Raw genomic sequence first — 22778 nt, 5'->3', positions numbered from 1 at the left:
TCCTTGTTCATTCCGATATCAACCGCGCGCCGCCAGAATCCGGCCAGCGCATTCGCCAAAACCGACGCGATAGCCGTCGCCCTGACACCAGCCGGTGATCACGACTTCATCGCCGTCCTGCAGGAAAGCGCGTTCGCCGCCGCCTTCCAGCCGCAGCGGCCGCTGGCCGTTCCACGTGCTCTCCAGGAGGCTGCCGCAGGAGTCCGGCGTCGGGCCGCTGATCGTGCCCGAGCCCATCAGGTCGCCGACGCGCGTATTGCAGCCGCTCACCGTGTGATGCGCGAGCTGCTGCGCCATCGACCAGTACATCAGCCTGAAGTTGGTGCGCGAGATCGTCGTGGCCTCGCTCGCGCCTTCGGCTTGCAGCGTCACGCGCAGGTCGATATCGAAGGCGTGATCGCCGGCATGGCGTAGATAGTCGAGCGGCTGCGGGTCCTGTGCCGGCGTCGCGGTGCGGAACGGTTCGAGCGCGTCCAGCGTGACGATCCACGGCGAGATGGTGGTCGCGAAGCCTTTCGAGTTGAACGGTCCGAGCGGCACGTATTCCCATTGCTGGATATCGCGGGCGCTCCAGTCGTTGAGCAGCACCATGCCGAAGATGTGCGCCTCGGCCTGCTCGCACGCGATGGGTTCGCCCAGCGCATTGCCGCGCCCGATGATGAAGCCCGTCTCCAGTTCGAAGTCGAGCTTGCGGCACGCGGCGAACACAGGACGTTCCGCGTCGGGCAGCTTGATCTGGCCGTTCGGCCGGCGCACCGGCGCGCCGCTCACGATCACCGACGACGCGCGTCCGTTGTAGCCCACCGGCAGCTCCGACCAGTTCGGCAGCAGCGCGTTCTTCGGATCGCGGAACATCGAGCCGACGTTGGTGGCGTGCTCCTTCGACGAATAGAAGTCCGTGTAGCCCGGAATCTCGACCGGCAGATGCAGCGTCGCGTCCGCCCGCGGCACCAGCGCGCGGCGACGCAGCGCCGGATCGTCGCGCAGCGTAGCGTTGCCGTGCGCCAGCAGGCCGCTCAGCGCGACGCGCACCGCCCGCCAGTGCTCGCGGCCCAGCGCGATGAAATCGTTCAGGCGCGGTGCATGCAGCGTGCCGTGCGCGTCGAGCAGGCGCGCGTCCTCCAGCGCGGCGAGATCCACGATCCAGTCGCCGATCGCGACGCCCGCGCGCGGCTGCGTGTTCACGGCGTCGCTGAAAATGCCGAACGGCAGATTCTGGATCGGGAAGTCGCTCGCCGGATCGTTCGCGGACTCGATCCAGCTCTTCAGCGAGGGCGCGAGGGTGGCTTGCAGCGCGTCGTTCATCGTTGCTCCGGGTTGAAATGTTTCGTGAGGCCTTGCCAGCACTCGTAGTAATGGGCCTGCAGCTGCGCGGTGTCGAGCGCGAACTGCGTCGGCCGGATCAGCGTGCGGGTCTCGAACATGAAGGCCATGGTTGCGCCGACCTTGGCCGGTCGCGTCGTGTCGCCGTGCGAGGCCTTCTCGAAGGTCTCGGCGTCCGGACCATGTCCCGACATGCAGTTGTGCAGGCTCGCGCCGCCCGGCACGAAGCCTTCGGCCTTCGCGTCGTAGACGCCCTGCACGAGGCCCATGAACTCGCTCGCCACGTTGCGGTGAAACCAGGGCGGACGGAACGTATCCTCGGCCGCGAGCCAGCGCGGCGGGAAGATCACGAAGTCGATGCTATCGACGCCCGGCGTATCGCTCGGCGATTGCAGCACCAGGAAGATGGACGGATCCGGGTGGTCGAAGCTGATCGAGCCGACGGTGTTGAAGTGCCGCAGGTCGTACTTGTACGGCGCGTAGTTGCCGTGCCACGCGACCACATCCAGCGGCGAATGGCCAATCTCCGCGCCCCACAGCACGCCGTTCATCTTCGTGACCAGCTCGAAGCGTCCTTCGCGGTCTTCGTAGGCAGCGTGCGGCGTGAGGAAGTCGCGCGGATTCGCGAGACCGTTCGAGCCGATCGGACCCAGATCCGGCAGTTGCAACAGCGCGCCGAAGTTCTCGCAGATGTACCCGCGCGCCTCGCCATCCGGCAGCGCGACCGTGAAGCGCACGCCACGCGGAATCACGGCGATCTCGTTCGGCTCGACATCGACGTTGCCCAGTTCCGTGCGGATCGCGAGACGGCCTTGCTGCGGCACGATCAGCAACTCGCCGTCCGCGTTGTAGAAGAAGCGGTCCTGCATCGGGCGGTTGGCCGCGTAGACGTGGATGGCGCAACCGCTCATCGACTCGGCGGCGCCGTTGCCGGCCATCGTCACCCAGCCGTCGATGAAATCGGTCGGCGCGGACGGCATCGGCAGCGGATCCCAGCGCAGCTGGTTGGGCGGCGTCGGCGGCACCTCGGCGAAATTGGCGACCAGCCTGCCCCGGCCGATCTGCGTGAAAGGCAGGTGCACCGCCGCCGGCCGGATGCGGTACAGCCACGACCGGCGGTTGTGCGCGCGCGGCGCGGTGAACGCGGTGCCCGACAACTGCTCGGCGTACAGGCCATAGGCCACGCGCTGCGGCGAATTGCGGCCGATTGGCAGCGCACCGGGCAGCGCCTCGGTGGCGAAATCGTTGGCGAAACCCGACTGGTAGTGCCGGCTGGCGTCCGTGTGGGTGTCGAACGTTGACATGGTCGAAGTCCTCGGCGAATGAACGCGATCGAATACAGCAGGGCGAAACGGCACGGCGTAAAGCCCGCGCCCGTGACGCGATTTACGAATGGTAAAACCAATTACGTTTAGTGAAATTGATCGTAAACCCTAGGCACCGCACTTCATCCGGCATATCAATATGTGAATTTGGTGGTGGACGCGGCATGACGCGCTGATACCATCGACCATTCCATCGAAGCTATTGCGTATCTGCCTTCAGCCACGCCCTTATAAAAACCGACGCCGCTTTCATGATCTCCCCATCGCTGCCTGAACTCGTTGCCCGCGCCAAGGAACATCCCTTTCTCGGGGCGCATATCGTGCTGGGCGACGACGACAAGACGGAGGAGGCGTTCGCGCACTATCGGGACGTGTGCATTGCGAGCGCGTACGAGCCGATCTTCGATGTCGGCACGCACAGCTTTCCGCAGACGCTGAGTGCGTCGCCGGAGAGCGCCGAGCGTTTCGGCGACGAACTCGGCGTGCAGGCGCTGACGCTCATCCGCGGCGATGCGCCGCGCGATCCCTTCGGGCAACTGGAAGACGATCAGGAGCTGGTGACGCTGGACCGGCTGTCACGGGCGCTGCACGCGTTCAATTTCTTCGGGCCGCATCGGCCGGGGCTGCTGTTCCTGCGCGTGCATGAACGGCTGCTCAAGAGCGTGAAGTACGACCACGGGCTGCACTTCTCGTCGGTGCTGATGGAGTTCGGCATGAGCCCGTCGCGCGTGGTGATCGAACTGCCGGCGGCCGCGGTCGCGCACAAGACCTTTCTCGGCTATCTCACCAAGAGCTATCAGCACTACGGCTTCAAGGTCGCGGGCAACCTGCCGAATGCCGGGCAGATCATGGCCGTGTCCGACATGGCGCGCCTCGACTTCATCAAGATGGATGCGGGCGCGGCCCTGCGCGATTCAGTGGTGAAGCATCTCGTCGCGTATGCGCATCGGCTGCGGATTCCGCTCATTTTCTCGAACGTCGCCGACGAGGCGCAGTTCGACGCCCTGCAGCAGTTCGATGTGCATTTCGTGCAGGGGCCCGTGTTCGATGCGCATCCGGTGCATGGGCGTTAAGAAGCGGCGCGCCCTGCACGGCGCTACGTGCTGCGCAACCGATGCATCAGCGGTTTCAGCGCCGGATACAGCTCGCGATACACCTCGAACCGGTCCGCATAGACCCGCTGTCTTTCGGCATCCGGCTGCGCCCGTTCGACGAGCGTGACCCAGCCGCCCTCGGCCGTTTCGCGCGACACCAGTCCTGCTCCGAGCGCCGCCAGCAACGCCGCGCCCATCGCCGCTTCCACATCCTGTTCGATCGACAGCACCGGGTAGTTCGTCACATCCGCGATGATCTGCATCCACAGATCGGAATGCGCCGCGCCGCCCACGACGATCAGCCGGTCATCCAGCGACTGCGCCCCGCGCCGTCCCGCCTCCATGTTGTGCTTCAGCGCGAACGCGACGCCTTCGAGCACCGCGCGGTACAACGTGGCGCGCGTATGGAACAGGTTCAGCCCGACGAACGTGCCGCTCGCGCGCGCATCCCATACGGGACTGCGTTCGCCCATCAGGTAAGGCAGGAACACGACGCCGTCCGAACCCGCCGCGATCTTCGATGCCGCCTCTTCCAGCAGGCGGTGCGGGTCGCCATGCGGCAGCTGCTTCGCGGCTTCGATCTCGGCCTGGCAGAACTGGTCGCGATACCACGCGACGCATTGCCCCGCCGTGCTCGCCCCGCCGAATACGTAGAGATCGCGCGTGCCGTTGTGGACGTGCGGCATCGACACGAGGCCATGACGCGCATCCACCGTCTGGTTGATGTAGCCCCAGCACATGCTCGTGCCGATCATCGCGACGTGATGGCCCGCCTGCGTGACGCCCGCGGCGAAGGTCGCCACGGCGGCATCCACGCCGCCCGCGACGACCGGCGTGCCGGCCGCGAGTCCGAGCGCATCGGCCCACTGCGACGACAGGCCGCCCACGATCTCCGATGACTCCACCAGACGCTTCGGCATCATCGACGCTGGAATGCCGAGCATGTCGAGCGCCTGCGCCGACCATGCGCGCTGCGCGACGTCATACACGCCGCCGAGATTGCCCGCCGAGCTGTGATCGACCGCGAGTTCGCCCGTCAGGCGCTGGATCACGAAGGCATTGGGCGGCAGGAACCAGCGCGTCTTCTGCCACACCTCCGGACGATGCTCGCGCAGCCAGAGCATCTTCGTGAAGCCGTAATAGCTGTCCACACCGTTGCCCGTGATCTTCTCCAGGCGCTCGACGTCGACGTTCGCGCGCACCCAGTCCACTTCAGCCGTCGCGCGCCGGTCCATCCAGATGAGACAGGGATGCAGCGGCTCCATGTGCTCATCGACGGGAATGCCCGAACCGCCGTACAGGCTGCTCACGCAGAGCGACTTCACGTCGGCGGCGGTTACGCCCTTCTCGCGCGCCTTGGCCGTGACGCCCGCGATGCACGCGGTCACCGCATCGAACCAGACCGACGGCCATTGCTCCGCCCACAACGGCTTCGGCGTGTCCGGGTGATACGCGCTCGCATGCTGCGCGACGATCGCGCCGTGCGTATCGACGAGCAAGGCTTTCGCGCTCTGCGTGCCGATGTCGATGCCGATCACGTAATTCATCTCTGTCTCCTGCATGATGTTTTTTCGCCTATCGTCTGATGTGCCGCTGAGGCCCCGCGTCAAGCCCCGGCGAGGCGCTCACGCACCTTCGTCCAATGGCCGCCGGCTTGCCTATCCGGGTTATTCCGGAGACGCGTATGCGTGCCGTCTTGTTGCGGCGCAGCGTCGTCTCCGTTCATGCGTTGCTGCCCTCTCACCCATGCCGAGGCGCGCGAATTGCGCCGCGTTGCACGACGCATCACGCCTTGACATTCCCTCGAGCGAATACGATTATTCGATCATTAGATCATCAAACGAGCAAATGCTCACCACCGCAATGTCCCGCGCACGCGCGCCGTTGCGACCAGCGTCCGCGAAGAACGGCGCGCAGCCCATCAAAGGAAGAGACGACATGACTAGCGAAGCCAACGTGATCCTGCACATCGGCGCCGGGTCTTTTCATCGCGCGCATCAGGCGTGGTACCTGCACCGCCTTATCGAGACCGGTGATGCGAACGACAGGCGCTGGTCGCTCGCGGTGGGCAACATCCGCGGCGACATGAACGCCGTGCTCGACGCGCTGGCGGCCCAGAACGGTGAATACACGCTCGAGACCGTGACGCCGAAAGGCGAGCGCGAATACGAGCGGATCAAGGCCATCAAGAAGGTTCTGCCGTGGTCGGCGGACCTCGATGCGCTGATCGCCACGGGCGCCGATCCGTCGTGCAAGATCGTGTCGTTCACGGTGACGGAAGGCGGCTATTACCTCGACGATCACGATCGGCTAGATCCTTCGAACCCGGATCTCGCCGCCGACCTGAAAGGCGGCCGGACGACCATCTATGGCGCGATCGCCGCGATTCTCGCCGCGCGCATGAAGAACGGCGCGGGCAAGGTGTCGCTGCAGAATTGCGACAACCTGCGCAGCAACGGCGATCGTTTCAAGAAAGGGATGCTCGAATTCCTGAGCCTGCGCGGCGAGACCGACCTGCGCGACTGGATGCTCGCGAACACGTCGTGCCCGAACTCGATGGTCGACCGCATCACGCCGCGCCCGACGCCCGACGTCGCCGAGCGCGTCAAGGCCGCGACCGGCTTCGATGACCGCGCGCCGGTGATGGGCGAGAAGTTCATCCAGTGGGTGGTCGAGGACGACTTCATCGACGGCCGCCCTGCATGGGAGAAGGTTGGCGCGGAGATGGTCGACTCGGTGCATGCGTACGAGGAAGCGAAGATCCGCGTGCTCAATGCCCCGCACAGCTGCATTGCGTGGGCGGGGACGCTGGTCGGGTTGCAGTACATCCATGAAGGCACGCAGGACCTGGAGATTCGCGCGCTCGCGGAGGCGTATGTCACCGACGACGTGATTCCCTGCCTCACGCCGAGTCCGATCGATCTCGCGAAGTATCGCGACATCGTGCTCGACCGTTTCAGCAATCCGTATATCAAGGACACGAACCAGCGCGTCGCGGCCGACGGTTTCTCGAAACTGCCGGGCTTCATCGCGCCGACGCTGTCTGAGTGCTTCGCGCGCAACGTCGATCCCGCGTCCACCGCCATCCTGCCCGCGCTCTTCCTGCGCTTTCTCGAACGCTGGCACGAAGGCAAGCTGCCTTATGCCTATCAGGACGGCGTGATGGATCCGGCCGTCGCGCATGGCTATTTCACGTCGCCCGATCCGGTCAAGGCCTTCGTCGCGGACAAGCAGCTCTGGGGCAAGATGGCCGGCAGCGAGGGACTCGAACGCGTGATGCGCGACGCCGTCGCCAAGGTCGACGCGTGGCTCGCCAACCGTCCGTGAGACGTTCCATCCGCGCGCGGTTATCGCGAACGTAATCGCAGCGTCAACTGCGCGCCGCGCCGCTCGGGTAATGTGCCCATGGCGCGGCGCCGCGCGTGGCGTTAAATTAGCGCCTCCCGCTGCGCGGGACTCACACGTCGCTCATTCCTCGTTTTCCGCCGGGCGCGAACCTGGCCACGACCCAAGGGTACGTTCATGTACTTAGGCATCGACCTCGGCACCTCCGAAGTGAAAGTCCTGCTGCTCGCCGCCGACGGCAGCGTGATCGGCACGGCGGGCACGCCCTTCACCGTGTCGCGTCCGAAGCCGCGCTGGTCAGAACAGAATCCGCTCGACTGGTGGGAAGGCACGCGCGCCGCACTGTTCAAGTTGCGCGAGAAATTCCCTGCCGAATTCGCCCAGGTGCGCGGCATCGGGCTCTCGGGTCAGATGCATGGGGCGGTGCTGCTCGATTCGCAAGACCGCGTGCTGCGCCCCGCGATTCTGTGGAACGACATGCGCAGCGACAAGGAGTGCGCCGAGTTGTACGAGCGCGCGCCCAATCTGCATGAAATCGCCGGCAATCTCGCGATGCCCGGCTTCACCGCGCCGAAGCTGCTCTGGGTCGCGCACAACGAACCCGACCTGTTCCGCCAGACCGCGTGCGTGCTGCTGCCGAAGGACTATCTGCGCATGCATCTGACCGGCACCAAGGTGTCCGATCCCTCCGATGCCGCCGGCACGCTCTGGCTCGATGTCGCGCGGCGCGACTGGTCGGACGAACTGCTCGCGGCCTGCGGCATGTCGCGCCAGCAGATGCCCGCGCTGGCCGAAGGCAGCGCGCCGTCCGGCACCCTGCTGCCGGCGCTCGCGCGCGAACTCGGCCTGCCGGAAGGCGTGGTGGTCGCAGCGGGCGGCGGCGACAATGCCGCGAGCGCGGTGGGTATCGGCGCCACCGATCCGGGCGACGGCTTCCTGTCGCTCGGCACCTCGGGCGTGCTGTGCGTGATCGGCGACCGTTTCCGGCCCAATCCGGCGTCCGCCGTGCATGCGTTCTGCCATGCCATTCCGGATCGCTGGCACCAGATGAGCGTGGTGCTGTCGGCGGCGAGCTGCCTGCGCTGGGTCTGCAAGCTGACCTCGACCGACGAGCCCACGCTGCTCGCCGAGATCGAGGCCCTGCCCGTCGACATCCTCTCGTCCGCGCCGCTGTTCCTGCCGTATCTGAGCGGCGAGCGCACGCCGCACAATGATCCCTACGCGCAGGGCGTGTTCTTCGGCATGACGCACGCGACCGATCGTGCGCTGCTCGGCTATTCGGTGCTCGAAGGCGTCACGCTCTCGCTGACCGATGGTCTCGACGCGCTGCAGTCGGCGGGCACGCAGGCGCGCGCATTGTCGATGCTCGGTGGCGGTGCACGCAGCGCGTACTGGGCGCAGATGTTCGCCGACGCCTTCGATACCCCGACCCGCACCCACGGCGGCGGCGAAACCGGTGCGGCGCTGGGCGCGGCGCGGCTCGGCTGGCTCGCGGCGGGCGGCGACCCGGCAACGGTGCTCGCGAAACCCGAGATCAAGCAGGAGTTCACGCCGGATGCGCAGCGCCATGCGCTGTTGAGGCAGCGGCTGAAGAGTTTCCGGGAGCTGTACCAGCACGTGCGGCCGCTGTTCGATCCGGCGCGGCCGAGGCTGGCATAACGTCGGCCCCAAGAGCGCTCGTGAGGGCGATCGAGTCCATGGGTGGTTCTGAATTTGGCATCACGTTGTCCAAAATAAGAACTAAAACTTAAGAGCAGACAGCCGCGCAACCACAGTGCCCAAATCCACCGAAAAACTCGACCTCGCCACGCGCGCAGCCTGGCTCTACTACGTCGCCGGCAATACCCAGAACGAGATCGCCGAGAAATTGCAGATCTCGCGCCCGGTGGCGCAACGGCTCGTCGCGTTTGCCGTCGAGAAAAACCTGATCCGCGTGCGGGTCGATCATCGCATCGCCGATTGCCTGTCGCTGGCGCGCGCGCTCAGCGACCGCTACGGCCTCGCGATGTGCGAAGTCGTGCCCGTCGACGGCGACGCGCCCGAGCAGGTCGACCGCAAGCTCGCCGTCGCGGGCGCGCAAGTGATGGAGCGCTATCTGCTCGACGAGAAACCGCTGGTCGTGTCGATCGGCAGCGGGCGCACGTTGAAGGCCTGCGTCGCGCAGATCGGGCAGATCGAGCGGCCGCAGCATCGCTTCGTGTCGATGGTCGGCGCCATCGCGCAGGACGGTTCGTCGAACCGCTATGACGTGGCCCAGCAGCTCTCAGAGAAGACCGGCGGCAAGCACTTCATGCTGCCCGCGCCGCTCATGGCCGACAGCGAATCCGAGCGCGCCCAGTGGGTCAATCACCGGCTGTATCGCATCGTCGATGAACTCGCGCAAGGCGCGGACGTGGCCTTCGTCGGCATCGGCAACGTGGCCGTGAACTGTCCGCTGCATGAAGACGGCTTCATCACGCGCGCGGAAGTGGAAGAGATGATCGAGGCCGGCGCGGTGGCCGAATGGCTCGGGCTGCCGATCGACGCCACCGGCAAGCGCGTGCAGTCGAGCACCGGCGCGCGCGTGACGAGCCTCAAGCTCGACTCGCCGCCGCGGCGTCCCACGATCGGCTTCGCGGGCGGCCAGCGCAAGCTCGATGCGTTGATCGCAGCGTTGCAGGGGCAATGGCTGTCGGGCCTCGTCACCGACGAACTCTGCGCGAAGGCCGCGCTGGAAGCGTAACGCCTCAGAAGTCGATCTCGGCCTCGACGTCCTGACCCACGTGCAGCGCCATGCCCTCGCCCGCGAGGACAATCGCGTTCTTGCCGAAGGTGAGCTTGCCGCCCATCTGCTCGCTGGCGCGGTAGGCGCTCATCGTGTCGAGCGGCTCGTGCGGCCACGCGGGGTCCGCCGCGCCCGTGTCCTGGTCGATGGTCGGCATCGGGCAACGCGAGCAGAGCTTGACGAGCTTCAGTTGCGCCTCGCCGATCCGCATCTCGCCGACGAAGTCTTCCTCATACGCATCGAGTCCGCCGACCACCAGGTTCGGCCTGAAGCGGTTCGCGGGAATCGCGGGCGCGCCCTTCGCGACGAGACGCGCGTTCAGATCATCGAGCGAGGCCTGGCTCATCACCAGCAGCGGAAAGCCGTCAGCGAAGCGCGTATGCGTGCTGAGCGGCGCGGTCCAGGTTTCATCGACGACGCGGCGCACCTGCGGCGCAAAGCGGGTCAGCCGCGCCGGCATGTCGAGGAACGTGCTGCACCATTGCGCCGTTTCCTCGCCGGTATCGAGCGCATCGAAGGTGTCGCGCCAGACGGTCGTGCGCAGCGGCTTCGGATCGACGAGCGCTTCGGCGCGCAAGGGCGTGCGCAGCGTCGGCATGCCGGGCGCGTCGAGCACGAGTGAATCGTCGGCGAAGGCTGTCCGGATCAGCGCCATGCGCGGATGCGCGCGCTGCGTGAGCATGGCGCCGGACGGCTCGGTGATCATCCAGTGGCGGTCGTGTTCGAGACCGGTTTCGAGCAGCGTCGCGCGCTTCAGGGCGATGCCCGCGCAGGACTTGACCGGATAGACAAAGAGTTCATTCAGGACGGGCATGGCGATGTCGGTGGGAGCGCGCCGGCCGTCGGACGCGGCCGGTTGTACACGCGATTATCCTACGTCGGCTAAAAAATACGGCGCCGTTCCTGCGAACGGCGCCGTCGTCATGCCCCTGTGCCGCGATGGTGCGACGCTTCAGGCGGCCGTCGCGTGCTCGCGCTGCCAGCCATCCACGACCTTGCGCGTGAACGCCTGCCCTTCCGCGTTGAACAGATGGCAGTGCTCCGGCGCGGCGCCGAGCTTGAGCTTCTCGCCGCGCGCATGCTTTTCTAGCGGCGGAATGCGCGAGATCAGCCCATCTGGCGCGACATCGGTTTCGGCATAGAGATAGGCCGCGTCGCCGAGCGTCTCGACCGTCATCGCCGAAGCCGACACGCCGTACTCGCCCGCTTCGGTCGAATTAGGCTGCAAGTGCTCGGGGCGGACGCCGACCGTCACGGTATCGCCCGGCTTGGCATTGCCCGGCAGCACGCCGGCCAGTTGCGTCTCGCCCGTCGCGTACTTGACCAGCACGCCGTCGTTCTGCACGGCGGCCACCGTGCCGGACATGAAGTTCATCTTCGGCGAGCCGATGAAGCCCGCGACGAAGCGGTTCGCCGGCGCGTGATACAGCGTGTTCGGCGTGCCCACCTGCTCGATGTTCCCCGCCGACAGCACGACGATCTTGTCGGCGAGCGTCATCGCCTCGACCTGATCGTGCGTCACGTAGATCATCGTCGTCTTGAGGTCGTCGTGCAGGCGCGCGAACTCGAGCCGCATCTTCACGCGCAGCGCGGCGTCCAGGTTCGACAGCGGTTCATCGAACAGGAACACCTTCGGCTTGCGCGTAATGGCGCGGCCAATCGCGACGCGCTGCCGCTGGCCGCCCGAGAGCGCCTTCGGCTTGCGGTCGAGCAGATGATCGATGTGCAGGATCTTCGCGGCGTTCTTCACGGCGGCGTCGATGGCGGGCTTCTTCTCGCCCGCCAGCTTGAGGCCGAACGCCATGTTGTCGTACAGCGTCATGTGCGGATAGAGCGCATACGACTGGAACACCATCGCGATGCCGCGCTTGGCGGGCGCGAGTTCGTTGACGCGCGTGTTGTCGATCATCAGCTCGCCGCCGCTGATGTCCTCCAGCCCGGCGATCATGCGCATCAGGGTGGACTTGCCGCAGCCCGACGGACCCACGAACACGACGAACTCGCCGTCGTTGATGTCGAGGTTGATGTTGCGCATCACCTCGGTTTCTTCATAACGCTTGCTGATATTGCGCAGGGTCAGGCTAGCCATGATGTGTGTCTCCCATGTCGAACGACGCGTCTTGCAGCCAGTGCGCCACGAGCGCCGGCAAGCGCGTCATGTCGTCGAATACCACGTGTGCGCCCGCTTGCTGGAGCGCGCCAATCTGTCCTTCAGTCGCATGTCCGCCGCCGATGAAACCGAGCACCGGCATGCCCGCCGCGCGCGCCGCCGTCACGCCCGTCACGCTGTCCTCGACCACCAGGCAGCGCAGCGGATCGATGCGCATCGCGCGGGCCGCCGCGAGATACACGTCGGGCGCGGGCTTCGGGTTCTCGACCATGTCCGCGCAGAAGCGCCGCGCGCCGAAGAAGCGCACGAGGCCGGTGCGCTTCAGCACCGCATCGACATAGGTCGAGAAACTGTTGCTCGCGCAGGCCTTCATGAACGGCACGGCCGCGAGCGCCTCGGCGATGCCCGGCACCGCGGGCGCCTGGATCGCCGCCGCCTCGACCGCGCGCCGGATCGTGACCACCTGATCGTGCGTCAGCGTGCGGCCGACCGTGTCGGCGGCGCTCGCGAGCACCGCCTCGATGCGCAGCCCGAGCAGCGGCATCACGACCGGTTCGACATCGACGCCCGGCCACAGCGCCTGCAGCTCGGTGACGAGCATGCGCGCGGCGACGGCCTCGCTGTCGATGAGTACGCCGTCGCAGTCGCAGATCAGAAGGCGATCGTCGAGATTGGCTTCGTTGGAGGGTGTGAGATTCACGAGCGCGCCCTCACTTCACCGCGCCAAACGTGAGACCGCGCACGAGTTGCTTCTGCGACAGCCAGCCGACGATCAGGATCGGCGCGACCGCCAGCAGCGAAGCCGCCGAGAGCTTGGCCCAGAACAGCCCTTCCGGACTCGAATATGACGCGATGAACACCGTGAGCGGCGCCGCGTTCGAGCTCGACAGGTTGATGCTCCAGAACGCCTCGTTCCACGACAGGATGATGAGCAGCAGGCCGGTCGAGGCCAGTCCGGGAAGCGACATCGGCATCAGCAGGAAGACGATTTCCTGCCAGGTCGACGCGCCGTCGATGCGGCCCGCTTCGAGAATGTCCTTCGGCACTTCGTTGAAGTACGTGTAGGCCATCCAGACGGCGATCGGCAGGTTGATCAGCGTGTAGACGATGATGAGGCCGGACACCGTGTCCAGCAGGCCCGTGTTCTTCCACAGCAGGTAGATGGGCACGAGCACGCCGACCGACGGCATCATCTTGGTCGAGAGCATCCACAGCAGCACTTTCTGCGTCTTCCTGGTCGGGAAAAAGGCCATCGCGTAGGCGCAGGGCACGGCGAGCAGCAGGCAGATCACCGTGACGCCGACCGAGATCAGCACCGAATTCCACGCGAAGCCGAAGTAATTGCTGCGCGCGAACACTTCGCGGAAGCTGTCCAGCGTCGGCGTGAAGAACAGCGACGACGAATACGCCTGCTGCTCGGTCTTGAACGCCGTGATCGTCATCCAGAAGATCGGGAAGAACAGCAGGATCGACGCGATCCACGCCACGATGCCGGGCACGATGTTCTTCACATGCTCGAGCGCTGACGTGCGCGGCGCGCCGCTCATGGCTTGAGTGCGGACGGGTGTGCTCATGACTCGTACTCCCCCTTGAGGTTCTTCGCGAGCATTCTCACGAGGAAGAACGCAACGATGTTGGCGAGAATGACCGCGAGGATGCCGCCCGCCGAAGCCAGGCCGACGTCGAACTGCTGCAGGCCGAGTGCGTAGATCAGGTAGGACAGGTTGGTCGTCGCGGTGCCGGGGCCGCCGCCCGTGGTCGTGTAGATTTCCGCGAAGATCGACAGCAGGAAAATGGTTTCCATCATCACGACGACCGCAATCGCCCTTTTCAGGTGCGGCAGCGTGATGAAGAAGAACATGGCGAACGGACCCGCGCCGTCGATGCGCGCCGCTTCCTTCTGTTCCTGATCGAGCGACTGGATCGCCGTGAAGAGGATCAGGAACGCGAACGGCAGCCATTGCCACGAGACGATCACGATCACCGCGAAGAGCGGATATTCGGCGAACCAGTCGATCGGCTGCATGCCCAGCGAGCGCATCAGTCCCGCGATCAGGCCGTACACCGGATGCAGGATCATGTTCTTCCAGATGAGCGCCGAAACGGTCGGCATCACGAAGAACGGCGCGATCACCAGCAGGCGCGCAATGCCTTGCCCCCAGAACTTGCGGTCGAACAGCACCGCGAGCAGCACGCCGCCGACCACGGTGATGACGAGCGTCGAGATGATCAGCGTGAGCGTGTGGGCGATGGACGGGCCGAACGCCGGATCGGTGACCAGGAACTCGAAGTTGTCGAGACCGGCGAAGCCCTTGACGTCGGGATTCAGCAGGTTGTAGCGCGAGAACGAAAACCAGATCGTCATCGCGAGGGGGATCGCCATCCACAGGAACAGCAATCCGGTGGACGGCGAGATCAGCCAGCGCACCGACTTCGCGCGCCGCTTGTCGCGCTCGGCGGCGGACTCCTCCAGATGATGATCGGTGATGGGGGGATTCAGTTGACTCATCGTGTCACCTCTCGATGATTGACGCCGGCGGACCGCCCCGTGACGGGACGGCCCGTGTACCGCGATGGATGAAGCGCGTTACCGCATGCAGCGTGCTTCTCTTACTTCTGATACCCGGCCTGCTTCACCGCGCGATCGGCGGCGGCGTTGCCGGCCTTCAGCGCGGCATCGACGCTCGTCTGGCCCGCGACCACGCCTGCAATCGACTGGCCGACCACCGTGCCGAACGACTGGAACTCCGGAATGCCGACGAACTGGATGCCGGTGTAAGGCACCTTGTGCAGCGTGGCGTCGTTCGGATCGGCGGTTTCGATCGCCTTCAGCACGAAGTCGCCGAACGGCGCGGCCTGCTTGTACTCGGGCCGTGCGTAGGTGGACTTGCGCGTGCCCGGCGGCACCGAGGCCCAGCCTTCATCCTTGCCGACCATCTCGATGTATTCCTTCGACGTCGCCCATGCGGCGAACTTCTTGGCGGCGTCCTGCTGCTTCGAGGTCTTCGGAATGGCGAGCGACCACGACCACAGCCAGTGCGAACCCTTCGGCGTGACGGCCACCGGCGCCGCCGCGAAGCCGATCTTGTCCGACACCTGCGACTGCGCTTTGTTGTAGAGCATGCCGGCGGCGACCGTGGCGTCGATCCACATCGCGCACTTGCCCGACGACATCAGCGTGAGGTTCTCGTTGAAGCCGTTCGAGCTGGCTCCGGGAGGGCCGTCGTTCTTCAGCAGGTCCGCGTAGAAGCCGACCGCCTTCTTCCATTCGGGCGTGTCGAGCTGCGCCTGCCACTTCTCGTTGAACCACTCGCCGCCGTAGGTGTTCACCACGGTCGACACATACGCCATGTTCTCGCCCCAGCCCGCCTTGCCGCGCAGGCAGATGCCGTACTGGCCCTTCGACTTGTCGGTGAGCTTGTCGGCGAACTGCTTGATCTGGTCGTAGGTCGGCTGGTCCGGCATCTTGAGGCCGGCGGCCTGGAACAGGTCCTTGCGGTAGTACGTCATCGAGCTTTCGACGTAGAACGGCAGCGCGAACAGCGTGCCGTTGTAGGAGAGGCCGTCGCGGGCCGTCTTCACGACATCGTCGAGATCGTAGTTGGCGGGCAGGTTCGTCATCGGCGAGAGCCAGCCGCGCTTGCCCCACTGCGGCGCCTCGTAGGTGCCGATGGTCACCACGTCGAACTGGCCGCTGTTGGTCGTGATGTCGGTCGTGGCGCGCTGGCGCAGCACGTTTTCCTCGAGGATCACCCAGTTCAGCTTGATGTCGGGATTGGCTTTCTCGAACGCCGGCGAGAGCTTCTTCAACTCGATGATGTCCGGATTGTTGAGCGTCGCGATCGTGATGGTCGCGGCATGCGCCGACAGCGGCACGAGCGCGGCGGCAGCCAGCGCCGCCGACAGCGCCCCGCTCGCGAACGGTGCGCGGCGCGCGCGCGGTTGGGTTCGAACGATGCGTTGAGTGCGTTTCATGAGGTTCGTCTCCTTTTTGTTGGCACGGACGCCGTGGAGGGTCCCGCTGCAATGACCGCGGGCGCCGTGGTTGCCGCTGACTGCTTTTGAGGGTGCGCGACCGGAATCGCGCGTTTGTCGTTGCGTTTTTTCGTTGCGTTTTTTCGTTGCGTTTTTTCGTTGCGTTTTTCGTTGCGTGTGCTATCGGGTGTGCAGTTGCGTGTGCCGCGCTTCGTGTCTGCTGTGACGCCGTTTCACTATAGACGGTGCTTCCTGTGCTTCAAGCCGCATGCAGCGCGCCGCGCCGCGTCAACTCATCCAGTTGCCGCCATCGACGTTGAGCGTCTGCGCCGTGATGTAGTCCGCATCCGCCGAGGCCAGGAACAGCGCCGCGCCCGTCAGGTCGGCGGGCAGGCCCATGCGCCCGAGCGGCACTTCTTCGCCGACGAGCCGCTTCTTCTCGCCGATCGGCCGGTTCTCGTAGCGCGCAAACAGCGCGTCGACGTCCTTCCACATCGGGGTATCGACGACGCCCGGCGCGATGTCGTTCACGTTGATGCGCTCTTTTGCGAGCGCGAGCGCCGCCGATTGCGTATAGCTGATCACCGCCGCCTTGGTCGCGCAGTAATGCGACACGAGCGCCTCGCCGCGCCGTCCGGCCTGCGATGACATGTTGATGATCTTGCCGCCCCGGCCCTGTTCGACCATGCGCTGGGCGACGGCCTGCATCAGGAAGAACATGCCCTTGACGTTGACCGCGAAGAGGCGGTCGTAGATGTACCAGGATTCGTCGAGCAGCGGGCGCATGTCGAACAGCGCCGCGTTGTTGAAGAGAATGTCGATGCCGCCGAAGCGCTCCACCGTGCGCCCGACGATCTGCGCGATGTCCTCGCGGCGCGTGACGTCGGCCTTGAGCGCGAGCACGCGCGTGGCGTCTTCCGTGAAGCGCCGGGCGAGTTCGCTCTCGTCCCGCACGTCGACGACGACGACCTGCGCGCCTTCTTCCAGATAGCGCTGCGCGACCGCCTCGCCGATGCCACCGCCGGCGCCTGTGATGATCGCGACCTTGTCTCTCAGTCTCACCGATGTCTCCGATTTCTTCCGCTTCACTCACGCGGGTGAGCGAACGCTCCACGAGTGAGCAATTGCTCTTAGTTTGATCGAATGATCGGCGCTGCGCGGGATCGTGTCAAGGCATCCGGCACAGGTTTCGATGCTGCGACGCGCAATCAGCCGGTTTGCTCGGGGAAACCCCATCTGGCATGGCGCGAAACGAGCAACGCACGTTCCCGTACGAGCATTTTTCGCTTGCTTGTGCGGGACGGTTCGGTTCAGCCGTTTGTTGATTTGTGACTCTTGAATGCTTCCAAAACAAGATTGATGTCGCTTAGGCTGGTTTGCTTGGATTTGGCCTTAACTCGAACCGACAGCTTAGCTTCCTGTTGGCAGTCATTTGCCAAGACAAGGCAAATGATCTCTTTGATCCGTTAATCAACAGCAGCAACTTCAATCATAAGACAATGACATTATCCAGAAGCATGAAACGAAATATCGGATTAGTGTGCACGACACTCCCATTGGCGCTCCATTCCGTTTTAACTTCCGCATCTTGCGTTCAGGCAACCGACAGTTCATGGAGCATCAACGCGAGTGAAGCAACCGATCCCGGAAAGCGGCTGGTCTGGAAGCGTTGCGCCGTGGGGATGGAATGGGACCAGCGCAGCGGACGTTGCACGGGAAATCCGTTGGGCCTGAGTCATGACGAAGCGAAAAAGGCCGCGAAACGAACCGGACCCGGCTGGCGCCTGCCGACAGCCGAAGAACTGGGCAGTCTGAGACGCAGGACCTGCAGCGGTCCGAAGATCGACGCCAAGGTGTTCCCCGCCGTCGCCGCCTCGGATTTCGGCGAGGGCGCGAATTTCTGGAGCGCCACCGCCGCGGAGATTCCGGGCACGCTCTATTACGTCAATTTCACCGATGGCGCCTACGACTTTCACAGCGCTGGTTTCTCGCTATCGGTTTTCCTCGTCAAGAACTTATAGCTGACCATTTGCAGTCGTTAGCTCGATCGAATGCATTAGTAGCAGTCAAATCCTGACATACCTTCGTTAAGGTTAATTAACTGCTATTTCCAGCAGTGAATTTGTTTGTCTGAAAACAAAACTTTACGAACACTTAGCGAGAAATCAGGATTGCCTCGTGATTTAATTTTTACGGACAAGGTGCTTGCCCCGTGATTTTCGGCGCAGCAATTTTTCATCGATGTTCAAACAATCGCGGCGGACATCACGCCCCCCCCTTTTCTTGGCGACCGTTCATGACCTTCTCATTCATCGCGGTACCTCATTCAGGACGCAAGCCTTCACCTTCTCTCGCGAATCTGCAGAGCGAAGGCGAATGCTTCGAAATTGCAGGCTGGCAACTCTGGCTGAAGACCTGGCGCGCCGAATCGTTTGCGGCGCTCTCGCATGTGGAACGCCACCAGACGCATGTGCTGATCGGAAGCGTCACGAACATCGACGAACTGCGCGTGCTCGCCGCCACGATTACCGCGGAGGCGCTCACCGCGAACGACGCCGCGGTCCTGCACACCCTGCACCAGGTGTACGGAGACGCCGTCTTCGCCATGGTCGAAGGGCCGTACACGTTCCTGACCTTCGGCTCGCGCGGAACGCTGGCGGTGAAAACCGACGCCCACGGCCTGCAACCGGTGCATGCGGTGAGCGGGCGCAGCGCGTTCTGGCTGACCTCGGAACTGAAGAACGTCGCGCGTTGCCGGCGCGATGAACTGGACTTCCTCCCCGAGGATGACGTGCTCGCCCATGACAACCGGGCGGACACCTTCCTGCCGCTGCGCAACGGCGCACGCCTGCGGCCGGGCTCGGCGTATTCGTTCGGGTCCGATGGCCGCGAACATCCCGTCATGCATTCCGTCAGCTATCTGGGCCATCGGCTGGCCGCGCCGCAGCGCTTGCGCCGCGAGCACGCCCGCGAACTGACCTGTTCGCTGCTGTCCGACTCCATCCGGTCGCTGTCGCGCTGTTCCGGGCCGCTGTCCATTCCGCTGTCCGGCGGGCTCGATTCGAGCATGGTCACGGCCATCGCGGCACGCCACCGGGACGACGTCCGAACCCTGGCGATCGGCACCGGGACAAGCAACGAATTTCCGTTTGCCCGCACCGTCTCGCGCCACGTCCGGACCACGCACAGCGAACAAACCTTCACGGACCAGGAAATCCTGCGCGGCGCGCACGAGGCCATCTACTACAACGAGATCTTCGACGGCCTTTCCGCCGAGATCCAGGCCAGCCTGCTGTGCCTCTATCGAACGCTTGAGGGCATCGGCGGACGCGTCATCACCGGCTATGGCTCCGACCTGCTGTTCGGCGGCGTTCTGAAGCCAGGCAGCGCGCCGGCCGACGCGAACCCCGAACTCTGGCGGCAGATCTATCGCACGCGCTGGACCGGCGAGTTCTCGCCGTTCGGGGCGAATCGCTACGGACTGGACGTGCATCACCCGTTCTGGACGCCGCGGCTTGTCGCGTTCGCACTGAACCTCGCGCCCGACATGAAGGTGGCCGCCGATGAAGTCAAGGTGATGTTGCGCGAGTGCGCCGCGGAGCACGCGCTGCTGCCGGACGAGATCGTGTGGCGCAAGAAGATCGGCATTCATGAGGGCTCGTCGGTCAATCAGATCTACGCGTCCCATATCGGCGTCGAGACCGGCGACTACGTCGGCAAGACCCGCTACACCTATCGCCGTTATCGCGCGTTGCTCAGCGGAGAAGACGCGCTTTGAGGCATGCGCCGTGACGCGAGTCACTTCAAGGAAGCTCAAGGAACCGCAAGGAAGCGAAGGAGGACAGGCATGGCAGCAGTTTCCGAAGCAGACGAAGGCAGCATCCGCGTCATCACGTTGCGGCACGCCAATCGCAACAACCCGTTCAGCGCGGAACTCGAAGACAGCGTCAAGGCCGCGCTCGCCCGCGCCGACCGCGACCCGAAGGTCGGCGCGGTCGTCGTGACCGGCGGCCAGGACCGCTCGTTCAGCGCCGGCGGCGACTTCAACGAAGTGCGCCTGCTCAAGGGCGGCACGGATGTCGACGACTGGATCGATCGCGTCACAGAGCTGTACCTCAGCGTGCTGAACGTAGAGAAGCCCACGGTAGCGGCCATCGACGGCTACGCCATCGGCATGGGCTTCCAGTTCGCGCTGATGTTCGACTGGCGTCAGGCCGCGACCACGGCGGAGTTCCGCATGCCCGAACTGCGTCATGGCATCGGCTGCTCGATGGGCGTCGCCATTCTGCGGCATGCCATCGGCCATGCGGCCATGCAGGACATCGTCTTCGCCTGCGAGCCGATTTCCGCCGAACAGGCCGTGGACTACCGGATCGTCAACCGCCTCTCGCGGCCCGATGCGCTACTGCGTGACGCCATCGCCCGCGCGGAGACGCTCGCGAGCTACCCGCAAGTGCCGTATCGCGCGACCAAGGCCACCATCGTCGCCGGCATGCGGGCGGTGCTGGAGCAATCGGCCGAATCGTCCCGGCGCGTGCATCGCGCCGCCTTCGCCGCGCGCAGTCCTCACGCGCACTTTGCCCGCGTACTGGGCGACGAACACGTCGAGGCCGCCAAACGATGAGCCACGCGATGAAACCCGGCGCCTTTCTCTCGCGTCCGCTGGATGCCCGCTCACCCGTTCCGCAAGGCTTCGCGACCTTCGTCGCGAGCGCCGGCATCCGGAATCACGCGCGCGACATCGCCGTGGTGCATGCCGATGCGCCGTGCGCCGTGGCCGGCGTCTATACGCGCAGTCACTTTGCCGGCGCGGCCGTGCGGGCGTCCCGCACGCAACTGGCGAAGGGCAGCGCCCGCGCGTTGCTGGTCATCTCCAAGAACGCGAACGTCGCGACCGGCGTCCAGGGCGAGGCGGATCTCGATGTCTTGCTGGAGACGCTGTCGCAGCAGCTTTCCATCTCGCGCGATGACATCCAGACGGCGGCGACCGGCGTGATCGGCAAGCGGCTGCCCGTCGGGCGCATCGCCGCCTGTCTCGCGCAGACGCGGGAACGCCTGTCCCGGCCACCCGACTTCCTGTCCTTCGCCGAAGCGATCATGACCACCGACACCACGCGCAAGGCCGTCGCGATGCGCGTGGGCAAGAGCGTGCTGGTGGGCATCGCGAAGGGTGTCGGCATGATCGAGCCGGACATGGCCACGCTGCTCGTCTACTTCTTCACCGACGCGCGCATCCCCCAGCCCGCCCTCCAGTCGATGCTGACCCAGGTGGCGGACCGCACGTTCAACTGCATCACGATCGACTCCGACACCTCGACGAGCGACAGTTGCGTCGCGTTTTCGAGCGGGCTTGCCGGACCCGTCGAAACGAACGCTTTCGCCGACGCGCTGCTGGACGTCGCCTCGCACCTGGCCATGCTCGTGCTGCGCGACGGCGAAGGTGTCACCAAGGTATTCACCACGATCGTCGAGCATGCCGAGTCGGATGCCGTCGCGCGCGCCGTCGCGAAATCCATCGCCAATTCGCCGCTCGTCAAGACGGCCATCCACGGCGCGGACCCGAACTGGGGCCGCGTCGCGATGGCCATCGGCAAGTGCGACCGGAAGTACCAGATTGATCCGCAGCGCACCCGCATATCGATCTGCGGCACGTGCGTGTATCCCGCCGTCATCGACGAAGCCACGCTCTCGGCGTTGCGCGGGACGATGGCGGCGGCAGAGCACATCGATATCCGCGTCGACCTCGCGGCCGGACACGGCCGCGCCGAGGCATGGGGCTGCGACCTGTCGCCGGCCTATGTCGCACTGAACAGCCACTACACCACCTAGTGCGTCAAGACATCCCGTTGTTTGTCATCAGCATGGAGCATTGAATGGATACACGCGTACGGCTTTACGAAAGGGAATCGGTGCTGGCGTCCGGTTTCGGAGCGATCCTCAACCGCGAGGCGTTCCTTGCGGCCGACCCGGAAGACATCAAGTCGATCCTGATGGAGAAGGGCTTCGTGCTCGTCCGCGATCTCGACTTCGAACGACAGGACTTCCTGAACCTGTATGCGCGCTACGGCAACATCGTCGCGTATGTGAACGAGCGGGAAAAGGTCGGCTATGGCTATCGGGACACGCTGGAACTCGACGGCGATCAACGCAAGATCGTCACCGGCCGCGGTCAACTGCCGTTTCATGCGGACGGCGGCCTGCTGCTGAGTCAGGTCGACCTCGTGTTCCTGTACGGCGCGCGCATCGAGAACATGCGGTTTCGCGGCGCCACACTGGTCACGGATCACGTCCTCGCGTGCGAGGAACTGCCGCTCCATCTGCGCAACGTGCTGGAGGAAGAAACGTTTGAAGTGCGGGTGACCGAGCGCGGCTATTACGTCGACGTCTCGCCCGAGGGCTGGTTCAAGGTGCCGGTCTTCACGGATCTCGGCTGGGTCAGGAAGATGCTGCTCTACTTCCCGTTCGACGAGGGACAGCCCGCCAGCTGGGAACCGCGCATCGTCGGCTTCACCCCTCACGAGACGAAGAGGTTCTTCACCGAGCTTTCGCAATTCTTCAAGAACCCGCGCTACACCTATACGCATTTCTGGCGCCGCGGCGACCTGCTCATTACCGACAATCGCCGCAGCATTCATGAGCGCGAGGAATTCAACGACCCCGCCATCGAACGCGTGCTCTGGCGCGGACAGACAGCGGAGACAGGTGCATCCGGCCCGGTGCGCGATATCGGTCTGGGCTGATTTGCACGCTTCTCAGCGTGACTTTTGCCGCACTTCGCGCCATGCCCCGGCCCATCGATGATCGGCCGGCGCGTGGCGCTTTCTGGCTCACCTGTTCAGAGG

General features: G+C 64.9%; 19 protein-coding genes. 9 read left to right on the top strand and 10 right to left on the bottom strand.

The annotated features are described in order from the left end of the window. Positions 1–18 precede the first annotated feature (18 nt). Together fahA and hmgA are read right to left on the bottom strand one after the other, a co-directional pair. Entirely contained in the window at positions 19–1305 is a 1287-nt protein-coding gene (gene fahA, locus QCE62_RS02950) for a fumarylacetoacetase (RefSeq protein ID WP_309914129.1), read from the bottom strand. Further along, a complete protein-coding gene (gene hmgA, locus QCE62_RS02945; protein WP_309914126.1) occupies positions 1302–2627 on the bottom strand; it encodes a homogentisate 1,2-dioxygenase in 1326 nt (441 codons plus the stop codon). Before hmgA ends, fahA begins: the two co-directional genes overlap by 4 nt. A gap of 272 nt (positions 2628–2899) precedes the next feature. On the opposite strand from hmgA, the gene QCE62_RS02940 reads away from it, so the two are divergent. After that, positions 2900–3721 (top strand): EAL domain-containing protein, encoded by an 822-nt coding sequence (locus QCE62_RS02940; RefSeq protein ID WP_309914123.1) that lies wholly within the window; start codon positions 2900–2902, stop codon positions 3719–3721. Positions 3722–3744: 23 nt separating this feature from the next. Here QCE62_RS02940 and QCE62_RS02935 read toward each other — a convergent pair whose 3' ends face one another. Continuing rightward, a complete protein-coding gene (locus tag QCE62_RS02935) occupies positions 3745–5289 on the bottom strand; it encodes an FGGY-family carbohydrate kinase (protein WP_309914119.1) in 1545 nt (514 codons plus the stop codon). A gap of 391 nt (positions 5290–5680) precedes the next feature. On the opposite strand from QCE62_RS02935, the gene dalD reads away from it, so the two are divergent. From dalD to QCE62_RS02920, 3 genes are all read left to right on the top strand, one after another. Further along, entirely contained in the window at positions 5681–7069 is a 1389-nt protein-coding gene (dalD, locus tag QCE62_RS02930) for a D-arabinitol 4-dehydrogenase (RefSeq protein ID WP_309914115.1), read from the top strand. Between the two features lie 195 nt (positions 7070–7264). Then, a complete protein-coding gene (gene xylB, locus QCE62_RS02925) occupies positions 7265–8746 on the top strand; it encodes a xylulokinase (RefSeq protein WP_309914112.1) in 1482 nt (493 codons plus the stop codon). A gap of 115 nt (positions 8747–8861) precedes the next feature. Next, the gene (locus QCE62_RS02920) at positions 8862–9809 is read left to right on the top strand and encodes a sugar-binding transcriptional regulator (RefSeq protein WP_309914110.1); all 948 of its coding nucleotides are present in this window, start codon (positions 8862–8864) and stop codon (positions 9807–9809) included. Positions 9810–9813: 4 nt separating this feature from the next. Here QCE62_RS02920 and QCE62_RS02915 read toward each other — a convergent pair whose 3' ends face one another. The 7 genes from QCE62_RS02915 to QCE62_RS02885 form a co-directional block, all read right to left on the bottom strand. Further along, positions 9814–10665 (bottom strand): MOSC N-terminal beta barrel domain-containing protein, encoded by an 852-nt coding sequence (locus QCE62_RS02915; protein WP_309914106.1) that lies wholly within the window; start codon positions 10663–10665, stop codon positions 9814–9816. Positions 10666–10803: 138 nt separating this feature from the next. Beyond that, a complete protein-coding gene (locus tag QCE62_RS02910; protein WP_309914103.1) occupies positions 10804–11940 on the bottom strand; it encodes a sn-glycerol-3-phosphate ABC transporter ATP-binding protein UgpC in 1137 nt (378 codons plus the stop codon). After that, positions 11933–12661: an HAD-IA family hydrolase gene (locus QCE62_RS02905; protein ID WP_309914101.1), complete on the bottom strand. Its 729-nt coding sequence runs from the start codon at positions 12659–12661 to the stop codon at positions 11933–11935. Before QCE62_RS02905 ends, QCE62_RS02910 begins: the two co-directional genes overlap by 8 nt. Before the next feature lie 10 nt (positions 12662–12671). Further along, positions 12672–13535, bottom strand: a complete 864-nt coding sequence (locus QCE62_RS02900) for a carbohydrate ABC transporter permease (protein WP_404987219.1) — start codon at positions 13533–13535, stop codon at positions 12672–12674. Next, positions 13532–14470 (bottom strand): sugar ABC transporter permease, encoded by a 939-nt coding sequence (locus QCE62_RS02895; protein WP_309807402.1) that lies wholly within the window; start codon positions 14468–14470, stop codon positions 13532–13534. The genes QCE62_RS02900 and QCE62_RS02895 overlap by 4 nt, the downstream gene beginning before the upstream one ends. Before the next feature lie 101 nt (positions 14471–14571). Then, positions 14572–15936 (bottom strand): sugar ABC transporter substrate-binding protein, encoded by a 1365-nt coding sequence (locus tag QCE62_RS02890; protein ID WP_309914099.1) that lies wholly within the window; start codon positions 15934–15936, stop codon positions 14572–14574. 288 nt (positions 15937–16224) lie between these two features. Further along, complete coding sequence (locus QCE62_RS02885; protein WP_309914097.1) at positions 16225–16998, bottom strand: L-iditol 2-dehydrogenase; 774 nt, start codon at positions 16996–16998, stop codon at positions 16225–16227. Positions 16999–17453: 455 nt separating this feature from the next. Between QCE62_RS02885 and QCE62_RS02880 the strand changes: the two genes are divergently transcribed. The 5 genes from QCE62_RS02880 (at position 17454) to QCE62_RS02860 (ending at position 22676) form a co-directional block, all read left to right on the top strand. Next, positions 17454–17957 (top strand): DUF1566 domain-containing protein, encoded by a 504-nt coding sequence (locus QCE62_RS02880; RefSeq protein WP_309914094.1) that lies wholly within the window; start codon positions 17454–17456, stop codon positions 17955–17957. A gap of 275 nt (positions 17958–18232) precedes the next feature. Beyond that, positions 18233–19714, top strand: coding sequence for an asparagine synthetase B family protein (locus tag QCE62_RS02875; RefSeq protein WP_309914090.1), 1482 nt, complete (start codon positions 18233–18235; stop codon positions 19712–19714). 69 nt (positions 19715–19783) lie between these two features. Next, the gene (locus QCE62_RS02870) at positions 19784–20560 is read left to right on the top strand and encodes an enoyl-CoA hydratase/isomerase family protein (RefSeq protein ID WP_309914087.1); all 777 of its coding nucleotides are present in this window, start codon (positions 19784–19786) and stop codon (positions 20558–20560) included. A gap of 8 nt (positions 20561–20568) precedes the next feature. After that, on the top strand, positions 20569–21765 hold the full coding sequence (argJ, locus tag QCE62_RS02865; RefSeq protein WP_309914084.1) for a bifunctional glutamate N-acetyltransferase/amino-acid acetyltransferase ArgJ: 1197 nt from the start codon (positions 20569–20571) through the stop codon (positions 21763–21765). Between the two features lie 44 nt (positions 21766–21809). Next, positions 21810–22676, top strand: coding sequence for a TauD/TfdA family dioxygenase (locus QCE62_RS02860; protein ID WP_309914081.1), 867 nt, complete (start codon positions 21810–21812; stop codon positions 22674–22676). Positions 22677–22778 lie beyond the last annotated feature (102 nt).

The organism is Caballeronia sp. LZ033 (genome assembly GCF_031451265.1).
Classification (GTDB): domain Bacteria; phylum Pseudomonadota; class Gammaproteobacteria; order Burkholderiales; family Burkholderiaceae; genus Caballeronia.
The sequence above is the reverse complement of the archived record's forward strand: the minus strand, read 5'-3'. Positions and strand labels throughout refer to the sequence as shown.

Bases quoted from the DNA above. Each gene is read 5' to 3' on its own strand.
- argJ (WP_309914084.1), top strand. From the start codon at position 20,569: ATGAAACCCGGCGCCTTTCTCTCGCGTCCGCTGGATGCCCGCTCACCC.
- QCE62_RS02900 (WP_404987219.1), bottom strand. From the start codon at position 13,535: ATGAGCACACCCGTCCGCACTCAAGCCATGAGCGGCGCGCCGCGCACG.
- QCE62_RS02870 (WP_309914087.1), top strand. From the start codon at position 19,784: ATGGCAGCAGTTTCCGAAGCAGACGAAGGCAGCATCCGCGTCATCACG.
- QCE62_RS02875 (WP_309914090.1), top strand. From the start codon at position 18,233: ATGACCTTCTCATTCATCGCGGTACCTCATTCAGGACGCAAGCCTTCA.
- xylB (WP_309914112.1), top strand. From the start codon at position 7,265: ATGTACTTAGGCATCGACCTCGGCACCTCCGAAGTGAAAGTCCTGCTG.
- fahA (WP_309914129.1), bottom strand. From the start codon at position 1,305: ATGAACGACGCGCTGCAAGCCACCCTCGCGCCCTCGCTGAAGAGCTGG.
- QCE62_RS02895 (WP_309807402.1), bottom strand. From the start codon at position 14,470: ATGAGTCAACTGAATCCCCCCATCACCGATCATCATCTGGAGGAGTCC.
- QCE62_RS02935 (WP_309914119.1), bottom strand. From the start codon at position 5,289: ATGAATTACGTGATCGGCATCGACATCGGCACGCAGAGCGCGAAAGCC.
- QCE62_RS02880 (WP_309914094.1), top strand. From the start codon at position 17,454: ATGAAACGAAATATCGGATTAGTGTGCACGACACTCCCATTGGCGCTC.
- QCE62_RS02890 (WP_309914099.1), bottom strand. From the start codon at position 15,936: ATGAAACGCACTCAACGCATCGTTCGAACCCAACCGCGCGCGCGCCGC.
- QCE62_RS02860 (WP_309914081.1), top strand. From the start codon at position 21,810: ATGGATACACGCGTACGGCTTTACGAAAGGGAATCGGTGCTGGCGTCC.
- QCE62_RS02915 (WP_309914106.1), bottom strand. From the start codon at position 10,665: ATGCCCGTCCTGAATGAACTCTTTGTCTATCCGGTCAAGTCCTGCGCG.
- dalD (WP_309914115.1), top strand. From the start codon at position 5,681: ATGACTAGCGAAGCCAACGTGATCCTGCACATCGGCGCCGGGTCTTTT.
- QCE62_RS02940 (WP_309914123.1), top strand. From the start codon at position 2,900: ATGATCTCCCCATCGCTGCCTGAACTCGTTGCCCGCGCCAAGGAACAT.
- hmgA (WP_309914126.1), bottom strand. From the start codon at position 2,627: ATGTCAACGTTCGACACCCACACGGACGCCAGCCGGCACTACCAGTCG.
- QCE62_RS02910 (WP_309914103.1), bottom strand. From the start codon at position 11,940: ATGGCTAGCCTGACCCTGCGCAATATCAGCAAGCGTTATGAAGAAACC.